9 protein-coding genes and 1 pseudogene are annotated in these 11817 nt (G+C 74.6%); 1 reads left to right on the top strand and 9 read right to left on the bottom strand.

Annotated elements, in window-relative coordinates; translation table 11 throughout:
• Positions 1-71 precede the first annotated feature (71 nt).
• The 3 genes from OG594_RS15990 to OG594_RS15980 all read right to left on the bottom strand — a co-directional run bounded on the left by OG594_RS15990 (position 72) and on the right by OG594_RS15980 (position 4917).
• Positions 72-3020, bottom strand: coding sequence for a LuxR family transcriptional regulator (locus tag OG594_RS15990; RefSeq protein ID WP_266599368.1), 2949 nt, complete (start codon positions 3018-3020; stop codon positions 72-74).
• 107 nt (positions 3021-3127) lie between these two features.
• Positions 3128-3802, bottom strand: a complete 675-nt coding sequence (locus tag OG594_RS15985) for a response regulator transcription factor (RefSeq protein WP_030011604.1) — start codon at positions 3800-3802, stop codon at positions 3128-3130.
• Entirely contained in the window at positions 3790-4917 is a 1128-nt protein-coding gene (locus OG594_RS15980; protein ID WP_266599365.1) for a sensor histidine kinase, read from the bottom strand. Before OG594_RS15980 ends, OG594_RS15985 begins: the two co-directional genes overlap by 13 nt.
• Positions 4918-5279: 362 nt before the next feature.
• On the opposite strand from OG594_RS15980, the gene OG594_RS15975 reads away from it, so the two are divergent.
• Entirely contained in the window at positions 5280-6131 is an 852-nt protein-coding gene (locus tag OG594_RS15975) for a GNAT family N-acetyltransferase (RefSeq protein ID WP_266599363.1), read from the top strand.
• A 54-nt stretch (positions 6132-6185) separates the two neighbouring features.
• Here OG594_RS15975 and OG594_RS15970 read toward each other — a convergent pair whose 3' ends face one another.
• The 6 genes and pseudogenes from OG594_RS15970 to OG594_RS15945 all read right to left on the bottom strand — a co-directional run.
• The gene (locus OG594_RS15970; RefSeq protein WP_266599361.1) at positions 6186-6845 is read right to left on the bottom strand and encodes an alpha/beta fold hydrolase; all 660 of its coding nucleotides are present in this window, start codon (positions 6843-6845) and stop codon (positions 6186-6188) included.
• Positions 6842-7696, bottom strand: coding sequence for a DUF1295 domain-containing protein (locus OG594_RS15965; RefSeq protein WP_266599359.1), 855 nt, complete (start codon positions 7694-7696; stop codon positions 6842-6844). Before OG594_RS15965 ends, OG594_RS15970 begins: the two co-directional genes overlap by 4 nt.
• On the bottom strand, positions 7693-8991 hold the full coding sequence (locus OG594_RS15960) for a cyclopropane-fatty-acyl-phospholipid synthase family protein (RefSeq protein WP_266599357.1): 1299 nt from the start codon (positions 8989-8991) through the stop codon (positions 7693-7695). The genes OG594_RS15965 and OG594_RS15960 overlap by 4 nt, the downstream gene beginning before the upstream one ends.
• Entirely contained in the window at positions 8988-9749 is a 762-nt protein-coding gene (locus OG594_RS15955; protein ID WP_266599355.1) for a DUF1365 domain-containing protein, read from the bottom strand. Before OG594_RS15955 ends, OG594_RS15960 begins: the two co-directional genes overlap by 4 nt.
• Positions 9746-11002: an NAD(P)/FAD-dependent oxidoreductase gene (locus tag OG594_RS15950; RefSeq protein ID WP_266599353.1), complete on the bottom strand. Its 1257-nt coding sequence runs from the start codon at positions 11000-11002 to the stop codon at positions 9746-9748. The genes OG594_RS15955 and OG594_RS15950 overlap by 4 nt, the downstream gene beginning before the upstream one ends.
• Before the next feature lie 190 nt (positions 11003-11192).
• Positions 11193-11762: pseudogene (locus OG594_RS15945) on the bottom strand (sigma-70 family RNA polymerase sigma factor); the annotation flags it as partial.
• Positions 11763-11817 lie beyond the last annotated feature (55 nt).

The raw sequence follows: 11817 nt of genomic DNA, 5'->3' as shown, positions 1-11817 counted from the left end.
CGGGTGCCCCGACGACGCGGCCCGGTGCGGTGCCGGGCGTCGCGGGTCCGGCACGATCCGAGGGAGACGGCTCAGGCCACCAGGTCGCGGGTGGCGGTGGCGAAGGCCGTCCGGTTCGGGTGGCCGGTCTTCTGCAGGAGGCTCGCCACGTGCTTCTCGACGGTGCGCAGCGAGATGTGCAGCCGGCCGGCGATGTCCTTGTTGCTGATGCGTTCGGCGACCAGCCGGGCCACCTCGAACTCGCGGACGGTGATCCCGCAGCGGCGCAGGTCCGGCGGCACCCGCTCGGTGCCCGTGCGCCGTTGCCGGACCGACGCGCCCATCCCGCGCAGCAGCGCCCGGCTGGCTCCGGCGACCGCCTGGAGGCCGGCCCCGTGGAAGTACTCCTCCGCCTCGCGCAGCCACTCGACCGGCGTGCCCCAGCCGTCGTCGTACGCCGACTGCGCGACGAGGCGCAGACACAGCCTGCGTGCCATGGGGAAGGGGCCGGCCGCCTCGAGCGCCTTGCCCGCGGCGGCCGTCGCCTCGTCGGGGCGGCCCTCGCGGCCGAGCAGCACGGCGTGCGCCAGGCCGGTGAACTGGTGGTTCCAGCGGGTGGCGCCGGCGCTCGCCAGCGTGACCTCGGCGTGGTGGCGCCGGCCCATGCGGCCGTCCAGCACGCCGAGCAGCAGGATGATGCCGTGCTTGCCGAACCCGCCCATCGCGGGGTTCTCCGCGTCGTAGGCGAGGGCCTGCGCGAACTCCTGCCCGGCGGCTTCGTGCCGTTCCTCCAGCAGCGAGCAGAACGCGCGCGCCAGCCCGTACGACATCGCGCGCACGCCGGGCGCCGCGTCCAGCAGCGGGGTCAGTCGCTCGAGTGCTCCGTGCATCTCGGCGCGGCGGCCCTGGTGGGCGTACCGTACGGCCTCGGCGAGCCGCAGCATGGCCAGGGGGCGGCCCAGTCCGAGCCGCGAGGCGTCGACGGCGGCCTCCCGGATCCGGTCCCGGGCCTCGTCGAACCGGCCCTGCTGGATCCGGTCCAGCGCGAGGACGAAACCGGTTTCGTGGACCAGGGGCAGCAGGCCCATGTCCAGGGCCTCGCGCCGGGCCTGTTCGATCCGCGTGGGCCGGCCGTCGTGGCTCGCGGCGACGATGGCCAGGTGCACGTCGGCGGCCGTGCGCGGGACCGGCAGCCGGCGGGCGAGGGCGATGGCGCGCGCCCGCCGGAAGTGGGCCGCGGCCGTCGGCTCGTCGTGTTCCCGGGCCAGCTGCCCGAGCAGCAGCAGGGCCCTACAGGTCACGTCGGGCAGGTCGACGCGCTGGGCGGCGTGCAGGGCCCGGAGGGCGTACCGGGTGGCGGTGCGCAGCCGGTCGGGGGCGAGCCGGCTCAGTTCCACGTGCACGGCGGAGAGGTCCACGAGGGCGGCGTACTCGTCGGCCGGGTGGCTCCCGAGCAGCGCGCGGGCGATGTCGAGGTGCCACAGGGCCTCCGCGGGGCGGCCCGTCAGGGTGGCGATGTCGCTCAGCCGGGCGTGGAGTGCGGCGCGGCGCTCGGCGGGTATGCCGTGCTCGCCGCCGTCGCCGCCGAGGGTGTCCAGGACGGCGGCGGGCGCGGGCATCCGGTCGAACCGCGCCGAGCGGGCGACGGCGTCCAGCAGCCGCTCCAGCACCGTGGCGTGCAGCTCGGGCGCGGTACCCGGTTCGACGAGCCGGTGGGCCCGGGCGAGCAGCTCCACCTCCCGGTCGACCGCGCCCTCGCCCGTCGCCCGCCCGGCCGCCTCGACGTACAGGCGGATGGCCTCGGGGGTGTCGCCGGCGTTCTCGTGCAGCTGGGCGGCGTGCTCGCACCAGGTTCCCGGCAGTCCGGGGTGGAGATCGGCGAGGGCGCGCGCGGCCCGTCGTACGTACCGGGCCCGCTCCCCCGGGCCGAGGTCGTCCCGCAGGGCCTCGGCCGCCAGCGGGTAGCGGAAGGTGTACCACTGGGCGCCCGGCCCGTCCGGCGTGATCAGGTACGAGGCGACCGCGGCGCGCAGGGCGGCGGAGAACTCGGCGTGGTCGCGGCCGATGGCCCGCTCGAGTACGGGCAGTGCGAAGCGCCGGCCGAACAGGGCCGCCATGCCGAGGAGTTCCGCGCCGAGCGGGCCGAGCCGTTCGACCTGGCGCCTGACGTTGTCCGCGACGGTGGGCGGGACGGACGGCGGCCGCTGGTCGTGGCGGGCGGGGCGGCGGCCGGTGAGGTCGTGGACGAGCTCCTTGACGACGAAGGGGATTCCGGCGCTGCTGTCGACCGCGCGGTGGACGAGGTCGGGACAGACCTCGGCCGGGGGGACGCGCAGCTCGGCCGCGACGAGCAGGTGCACGTCGGGGCGGCTGAGGGGGGCGAGGTCGAGCACCGCGGCGGCCCCGCGCTGGCGGGCCCGCGTGGCGAGTTCGGCCGCCGCGCCGGGTGCGCATCCGGTGACGAGGAGGAGTACGGCCGGCTGGTGCCCGATGTTGTCGAGGAGGTATTCGACGACCGCCAGCGTTCCGGCGTCGGCGTCGTGCAGGTCGTCGAGGACGAGCAGGCAGCCCTGCCGTTCCCCGACGACGGTGAGCAGGCGCAGCATCGTTTCGGCGACCACGAGGTGCGACGCGGCGTCGGCGTCCCGGGCGCCGGTCAGCAGCCGGGCCATGACCGGCCCGTAGCGGCCGAGTTCCTCCGGGTCGGGCAGCAGGCCGGCCCGGGACAGCAGGAGCAGCGCCTCGACCAGCGGCCGGTACGGGACGGGGGAGCCGACCGCGCTGGCCCGCCCCCGTACGGTGACCATGTTCGTCTCGGCGGCCACGGCGAGGGCCTCGGTGGCGAGCCGGGTCTTGCCGACACCGGGCTCGCCGGTGACGAAGAGTGCCGCGCCGCGCCCGGACCGGGCGGCCGCCAGCGCGAGCATGATCTGCCCCATCTCAGGGCCGCGGCCGATGAGTTGCCCTCGCCTCGGGTGCGGGCCGCCGTCCGGTCCCGCGACGGTACAGTCCTCCGGCAGCGCCGGCCAGAAGATGGACACCGGCTCGTCCCCTTTCCGGCGGGCCGTCCGAGGCGCCGCCGGGGATGACGATATGGACGGTGGGCGTGCCCCCTGTAGCCGTCCGTTTGGGGGGCTTGTGGGGGTGGTCAGCCCGCGTCGAGACTGTCCTCCCGGACCCGCTGGGCCAGGTCGAGCTTGGTGTAGGTGGGGCGGCCCGCCTGCTGGTACTTGGCCTTGACCCGGTCCAGGTAGTCCTTGGCGGTGTGGACGGTGATGCCGGCGCGCCGGGCGGCGGACTTCAGGGTCAGTCCGGAGGCGTAGTCGAGGAGGATCTGTCGTTCCCGGGGCGAGAGGCGGGGGCGTGCGGGGCTGTCGTCGTAGGCGCAGGCGAAGGCGAGTTCCGCGGAGAGGGCGCCCTGTCCCGAGGCGAGGTCCTTGATCGCGGCGACCAGGGTGGGCAGGTCGTGGTCCTTGGTCAGGTAGCCGTCGGCGCCCGCCCGGATGGCTTCGATGATCCGGGACCGGTCGGGCACGGTGCTGATCATGAGGACGCGGCTGCCGGTCCGCAGCAGCCGCCGGATGTTGTCGGCGGGGGCGGAGCCGTCGCGCAGGACGAGATCGAGGAGGACGATGTCGGGAGGAGAGTAGCCCGTCGCCCCGAAGCCGTACGGCAGTTGTGCGTCCGGTGCGCCGAGGAGTTCCCCGACGGTGGCGGCGGTCGCCACGAGCCGTAGCTCCGGCACGCCGCCGAGCCAGGCCCGCAGGCCGTCGAGGAGCATCCGGTCGTCGTCCACCACCGAAACGGTGATCACCCGGGCCATCTCAGCTCCACCCTCACGCCCTCGCCGGGGGCGGTGTCCACGGTCGCCCGGCCCCCCACCTCCGCCATCCGGCCGTGGACCGAACCGCGCAGGCCGAGGCCGGGCTCGCACCGCGCGGGGTCGAATCCGGGCCCCCGGTCGACCACGGTGACGACGGCTCCCCCGCGCCCGTCCGGGTCCCTGGTGGCGGTGAGGTAGGCGTGTCCGGTGCCCGCGTGGCGCCGTACGTTGTTCAGGGCCTCGCGGACGGCGTCCCCCAGTGCGGCGGCGACCTCGGGGGGCACCTGCGGCAGGTCGTGGTACTGGGCGGTGACCCGCAGTTGGAGGCTCTCGAGGTGTCCGACCGCCTCCTCCAGGGCCGTGCCGATCTCCCGGTGGTGGACCTCCTCGGCGGTCTGCTGGATCAGGCGGCGCAGGTACGCGGCCTCGCGGGCGCAGCGCTGGCGCACCTCGGGGGCGTTGGCGTCGACCGAGCCGGAGGCCAGGGTGGTCAGGGTGGCGAGGACGGTGTCGTGCAGCGCCCGGTGGTGTTCCAGCCGCTCGGCGTAGCGCGCCTTGTGGGCCTCGGCGGCCACCGCGCGGGCGTTGGCCTCGTCGAGGAGGCGGCCCTGGCGGAGCAGGTACCACCGGAAGAGCCAGGTCATCACGGCGGAGGACACCAGCGAGTTGGTGTGGCCGAGAATCACGGCGGGGCTCGCGCCCACCGCGTGGTAGCCGATGAAGTGGGTGCCGATGAGGAGGCCGATCACGATCAGGGCGTGGAGCCGTCGGAGGGAGATGGCGGCGACGGCGCTCGCCGAGCCGCCGAGCAGCATGGCCCAGGCGATCGCGGGCGGTTCGCGCACGCCGCCCCAGGCCCAGAGGGCCAGGGGCAGGGCGCAGCCGGTGACCAGGACGTCCGCCCAGATGTGCCGCCGGTCGAACCAGCCGCGCCGCAGCGCGGCTCCGTAGGTCAGCGCGCTCAGTCCCAGGGCGGCGGCGAACCCTGCGTACTGCAGGGCGAGTTCCGACCGCCGCTGGGCGACGGCGAGGGCGCCCACCGTGAGATGGCTCGCCCGGTACAGCAGGGTGGCCACGATCAGGAAGGACTGGGCGCGTTGCAGGCCCGATGCCACCCCGCTCGTCCCCCGCCGTGCCCGTATGCGCCGTACCGGTAAGGACAGCAACGCCAAGACCACACCTTCCCTTACCGATGTGCCGGTGACATCTGCCATTTTGCCCTAGCAGGTGCACGTCAAATAGGCGCGTACCGGCCTGCTCACGGGCTTGGCCGAGGTGCCACCACAGGTCGGCCGGAAAGGTGTTCCCGATACCCGTCCGACGCCCGTCCGGCGCCCGCCGGCCATGGCAACGGCGCAATGCCGACACCGGCGCCGGGCGTCAGGGGCGTCCCCGGTGGCGGGATCGGTCTCCTGCCTCGCCCGCGGTCGAGGGAAAAGATCGGCGGGTGGGTGGTGGCGCTGCCTAGGGTGGCCGGATGGACGGGATGCGGATCGTGGCGGACCAGGGTGAGTGGCGGGGCGGGTTCGAGGAGCGGGTGCTGGCCGGGTACCGGGCCGCGGGCTGTGCGGAGCCGCTGGCCCGGGCCTTGCTCGAGCGGGCGGTGGAGGGCATCGACGGCTGGACGGTCGCCACGGACGGCACCGGGTGGATCGCGGTCGGGGTGACGGAGGACGACGGCGCGACCGTGGGGCGGATCCATGACGTGACGGTGCCGCGGGGGCGCGCGTGGGCCGAGCGGTGGTGCGCCGAGCGCGGGGCGGGGCGGGTGGAGGTCCGGCTCACCGGCGGAGCGGGAGAGTTCGCCGACTACCCCGTACGGCAACAGATCCGCATCGGCGTCACGGCCGAACGGCCCGAGGTTCCGCCGGGCCTGACGGTCCGCCCGCTCACCGAGGAGGAGTACCCGGCCTGGTACGCCGCCGAGGAGGCCGCCTACGTCTCGGACGTCGTCCGGTCCGGAGCCCTGACGCCGGAGCAGGCCAAGGCGAAGTCCGACCAGGACTTCGCCCGTTACCTCCCGCAGGGGTTCCGGTCACCGGGCCACGCCTTCTACGTGATGGAGGCCGACGGCCGGGCGGTCGGCACCGGCTGGGTGAACCACGGCTTCCTCCCGGGCGTCACCTTCGGATTCTCGCTGGAGGTGTACGAGGAGCAGCGCGGCAAGGGCTACGGCCGGGCCGCGATGGCCCTCGGCCAGTGGGCCACCCGGCAGGGCGGCGACGAGGCGATGATGTTCAACGTCTTCGGCGGCAACGACGTCGCGATGAGCCTGTACGACAGCACCGGCTTCGCCGTACTGGACGAGTACCGCTCGATCGCCCTCTAGGTCGATCGGGGCCGGGCCCGGCCCCGATCGGCAAGACGCCCCCGGGGGCGGGCCTCAGTCCCGTGTGACCAGGCTGGTGACGAGCGCTGCGGTACGCCGGTGCCAGGCGCCCGCGCCGCGGAGCATCGCGTGCCCGCCCGTGGACATCGGGATGGCGGTGGCGTCGGCGCCCGCGAGCCGGGACCGGCGGACGAACTCCCAGGACCCGGCGGCCGAGGTGACCCGGTCCGCCTCGTCGTGCAGGAGGTAGAGCCGGCGGCCCGCGAGGTGGTCCACCGGTTCGCCCGGCGGACACCAGGGGGCGAGGGCCACCACGCCGTGGACCAGGGGTGCGCCGGCCGCCCGCAGCGCCGCCCGGCCGCCCATCGAATGGCCGACCAGGACCACCGGTACGTCCCCGGCGAGCCCGCGCAGCCGCGCGAGGGCCGCCTCCGCGTCCCGGGCGGCGTCGCAGCGGGAGCCGTTCCAGCCGCGGTGCCGGTAGCGCACCTCCGCCACCAGGACGTCGCGTCCGCGCGTCGCGCGGACGACCGCGGCCGCGAAGGGCCGCATCCGCAGCGCGGGCAGGTTGACCAGGGGCGGCGGCTCCGGCCCCACCTCGCGCCCTCCGTGCAGCAGCAGGACCGCGGCGGCGGGTATCGCGGGGGACGTACGGAGCACGAGTGCGCGGCCCTCGCCGGTGGACTCCGCGTCCCGCTCGGTCCCGGTCGTCACCCCGCCTCCCCGTGCGTGCGGCGCGGCGGGCGCGGGAAGAACCCGCTGGTGCGGGCGGCATAGGCGGCGTAACCGGGCCGGTCTGCCATGTGCGCCTCCAACAGTCTCTTGCCGCTGCCCCAGATCAGCAGCGCGCTCATCACCAACGGTGAGACCAGCGTGAGTGCCGCAGTCTGCCAGGTCGCGCAGGCCAGCAGGTAAAGGCCCCACCAGACGAGGAAGTCACCGAAGTAGTTGGGGTGCCGGGTCCAGCTCCACAGGCCGCGGTCCATGATCGTTCCACGGTGCTCGGGGCGTTCCTTGAAACGGGCCAGCTGGAAGTCGCCGACCGCCTCGAAGAGCAGTCCGGTCGCCCAGAACAGCAGGCCGACGGCGGCGAGCGGCCCGAGGGGAACGGGCACGTACGACGCGGCCTGCACCGGCAGCGAGACGAGCCAGACCAGCGCGCCCTGGAGGAGGTAGACCTTGCGCAGGGCGTAGAGCCGGGTGCTGCCCGGCGCCCGGGCGAGCATGCGGGCGTAGCGCGGGTCCTCGCCGTGCCCCCGGCCGCGCCCGGCGATGTGCAGGGCCAGGCGCAGCCCCCACACGGCGGTCGCCGCGGCGACCGCGAGACGCCGGCCGTCGTCGCCGTACCCGGCCGACAGCAGCCAGCTGGTGAGCGCCACCGCGGCGAAGGCGACTCCCCAGGCGACGTCGACGATCCGGTGCAGGCCCTTGACGGCGGCCACGGCGAAGGTGACCAGCATGACGGCGAACGCGGCGCCGGCCGCGCCGGCCAGGTTCAGGGACAGCGCGCCCCAGTCGACTCCGGCGGACAGGGCCTGGGCCCGGTCCAGGGCTTCGCCGGTCATCGGGGCTCCCGTGGCCCGTGGTCGTCGGCGGTGAGCAGGAGTTGGCGCACGTCCAGGTAGCGCGCGCGGAAACCGGCCTCGGAGTAGGCGAGGTAGAGCTCCCACATGCGGTGGAAGGTGCGGTCGAAGCCGAGGGCGGCGACGGAGTCGGCCCGGCGGTCGAACTCCTCGCGCCACAGCCGCAGCGTCTCCGCGTAGTGGTCGCCGAAGCCGTCGTCCGCGACGGTGCTCAGCCCGGCGGCCGCGCTCGCGCGGGCGATCGCCTCACGGGAGGGGATGACCCCGCCGGGGAAGATGTACTTGCTGATCCAGGTGTGCGTGCGGGCGGTGAGGAGCATGCGCTCGTGCGGCATGGTGATGGCTTGGAGGGCGACGCGGCCGCCGGGGGCGAGGAGCCGGCGCAGGGCGGCGAAGTAGGTGTCCCAGTACTCGGCGCCGACCGCTTCGATCATCTCGACGCTGACGACGGCGTCGAAGGAGCCTTCGACGTGCCGGTAGTCGCGCAGTTCGACGGTGACCCGGTCGCCGAGGCCGGCTGCGGCGATGCGTTCCCGGGCCAGGTCGCGCTGCTCGGCGGAGAGGGTCACGGTCAGCACCTCGGCACCGCGGGAGGCGGCCCGGATCGCCAGCTCGCCCCACCCGGTGCCGATCTCCAGCACCCGGGTGCCGGGGCCGACGTCCGCGAGGTCGAGGAGCCGGTCGATCTTGCGGTGCTGGGCTGCGGTGAAGGTGGTGGGTGAGGCGGGGAAGGCGGCGAAGACCGCCGAGGAGTAGCTCATGCTCCGGTCGAGGAACAGCGTGAACAGTTCGTTGGACAGGTCGTAGTGGCGGTGGATGTTCTCCCGCGCCCCCTCGGGGGTGTTGCGCTGCTGCTCCGGGCGCCTGCGCACCCAGGCTTCGCGCAGTCGGCGCAGCGGCGCCGGCACCAGGTCGTCGACGTGGGTGGCGAGCACGGTCAGCACGTCGACCAGGTCGTCGCTGTCCCATTCTCCGGCCATGTACGACTCGCCGAAGCCGATCAGGCCGTCCGCGCCGATCCGGCGGTGGAAGGCCCCGGGGTCGTGGAGGGTGAGGGTGGGCAGCGCCCCCTCCTGCCGGGGAACGCGGTACGCGGACGGCTCCCCGCCCCCGTGCCGGACCCGCAGCGGGAGCCGGGCGAGGGCCCGGCCGATGATCCGCTCGGCGACGGCGGTGCGCAGGGCCGGGGCGTGGGGCGGCCGGGCCACGTCGGGCCAGCGCGCCGGGTCGACGGGGGCGAGCGCGCTCTCGCGGGCCGGGAGGTACGAGACGGTCACAGGGTGCCTTCCTGCGGGGGACGGACGGGACGGGGGCGGACCGGGAGGCCGCGGAGGAAGAGGCGGATGCCGTGGATGCGGATGCCGGCGGAGACCCGGGCCGTGGACCACGGGTGGCGCAGGGCGGCGCCGAGCAGGGCACGAACACCGGCCGGGCGGTGCGTGCCCCGTACGGTCGCGGTGAACGGGCAGGTCCCGTCGTCGTGGCGCAGTTGCACGGTCAGGTCGAGGTGGTCGCCGGGGACGGGCAGCCGCATCCGGTAGAAGCCCTCGACCGCGAAGAACGGCGAGACGTAGAAGTCCTTGGGGACCTCGGACAGTCCATCGACGCCGGGGCGCAGCAGGTAGCAGTGGCGCTCGCCGTAGGTGTTGTGGACCTCTGCGACGACGCAGACGGGGGTGCCGGCGCGGTCGTGGCACCAGTAGAGGGTCAGCGGGTTGAAGACGTGGCCGAGGACCCGGGCGTGGGCGAGCATCAGGACGCGCCCGTCGGCGTTCTTCACCCCGTGGGCGGCGAGTTGGGCCTGCAGGCCCGCGCGCAGGGTGGGTGCCCGGCCGCCGAAGTGGTCACGGGGGTCGAACCGGGCCAGCGGGCGCAGCGCCCGGGGTATGCGGGGTGGATCGTCGATGTCGATGAGCCACAAGTAGGTGCGCTGGAGGAAGGCGTGGCGGACGGGGGTGGTGCGGGCGTGGGCCACGGTGCACTCGTACAGGGCCGGTACGCGGGGCGGGGTCAGCCGCACGGGGGTGCCGTTCACCACTGCACCCCCAGGGCCTCGGCCGCGGCGACGCCGGAGCGGCAGCCGTCCTCGTGGAAGCCCCAACCGTGGTAGGCGCCGGCGAAGGCGGTCACGGGCGTGTTCAGCCGGGGCAGTTCCTGCTGCGCCGCGACGGACCGGGGGGTGTAGACGGGGTGTTCGTACACCATGCGGGCGATCACGTCGAAGGGGTGGACCCGGCCTCGGGCGTTGAGGGTGACGATGTGCGGCTCGGCGGTCGGCAGCTGCTGGAGCCGGTTCATGTCGTAGCTGACCTGCACGCTCTCGGGCCGGGCGGAGCAGGAGGGGAGCCAATAGTTCCAGGAGGCGCGCGCGTGCGCGGAGCGGGGCAGCAGCGAGGTGTCGCCGTGCAGCACGGTGGGGTTGCGGGAGTACGTGAAGGCGCCGAGGATCCGGACCTCGTCCTCGGTCGGATCGGCCAGCAGGCGCAGCGCCTGGTCGGGGTGGACGGCGATGACCACGGCCGCGTACGGGGTCGAGTCGCCGTCCGGGGTGAGCACGCGCGCGTGGTCGGCGGCGCGCGTGACGGCCCGGACCGGGGTCGAGGTGCGGACGGAGGTGAGGTGCTTGGCGGCCTTGGCCACGTAGCTCGCCGAACCGCCCGTGACCGTACGCCACTGCGGGGACCCCTTGACGGAGAGCAGTCCGTGGTGGTCCAGGAAGCGGAAGAGGTAGCGGGCGGGGTACTGGAGTGCGGTGTCCGGTGCGCACGACCAGACGGCCGCGACGAGCGGGATGGCGAAGTGGCCGACGAAGTAGGGGGAGAAGCCGCGCCGGTCGAGGAACTCCCCCAGGGTCTCCCCGTCGTCGGGGGAGGCGAGCGTCTGGCGGGCGGCGCGGTGGAAGCGCGGCACGTCGGCGAGCATGCGCAGGTGGCGGCCGCGCAGCAGGTTGCCCCCGCCGAGCAGTCCGGCCGCGCCCCGGGCACCCGCGTACTCCAGGCCGCAGCCGTCGCACCGGACGGACATGCTCATCTCGGATTCCTGGGTGGTGACGCCGAGTTCGCGGAACAGCCGCAGCAGGTGCGGGTAGGTGCGCTCGTTGTGCACGATGAATCCGCTGTCCACGTGGACCGTTCCCGCGTCCTCGGTGGGCAGTTCATGGGTGTGAGCGTGGCCTCCGAGGCGGTCGTCCGCCTCGTACAGCACCACGTCGTAGGTGCGTTGCAGGATGTGGGCGGCCGTCAGCCCGGCCACGCCCCCGCCCACCACAGCGACTCTCTGCCGGTCCACGTCACTCAACCCCTCGCGCTCGCCTGTCCGCACGGCCGGTGCCGGGCGTTTCACGGGTACTTCGGTGCAGGACGGGCGGCGGATGGGATCTTGTTTCGACGGGTCCCGCGGGCCGGTCGGCTCCACCACCTCCGCCACCTCCGCCACCTCCGCCACCTCCACCACCGCGCGCCTCGCCGCCGAGGCAGTGGCGCATCCGGTGCAGCCCCCGCCGGGCGTGGCTCTTGACGGTGCCCAGCGGCAGTCCGGTGCGCTCGGCGATCTGGGCCTGGGTGAGGTCCGCGTAGAAGGCCATGGCCAGCACCTCCCGCTGTGCGCGGGGCAGTTTCGCCAGTTCGCCGGTGACGAGCAGCCGGTCCAGGACGGTTTCCGGGCCCGCCGGCGGCTCGTCCGGGGGCGGCAGGGCGGCGCCGGCCGCGGTGACCAGGTCGAGCCTGCGGGTACGGGCCGTGAGCGCGTCGGCGATCTTCCGCCGGGTGATGCCGACGAGCCAGCCGGGGAAGGGGCCGCGCTCCGGCCGGTAGTTGGCCCGGCCCTGCCAGGCGGCCAGGAAGACCTGCTGGCTGACGTCCTCGGCCTCCCTGGAATCGCCGAGGGTGCGGGCCGCCAGGGCGAGGACGAGCCCGCCCCAGCGCCGGTACGCGGCGCTCAGGCACCGCTCGTCGCCGCGTACGAAACCCTCGGCGACCTCGTGGTCGCAGAGCTGGTCCCGGGCCGCGGCCGCGGGGGACGGCCTGGCGGTGACGCTCTGTGCGGTCATGGCGACTGCTCCTCGGGGCCGGGACCGGTTCCCGTCCAGATTCCGACCCGCTCGT

Source organism: Streptomyces sp. NBC_01214 (assembly GCF_026340975.1).
Classification (GTDB): Bacteria; Actinomycetota; Actinomycetes; order Streptomycetales; family Streptomycetaceae; genus Streptomyces.
Note: the sequence above shows the minus strand (reverse complement) of the source record. Positions and strands in the feature narration are given on the sequence as shown.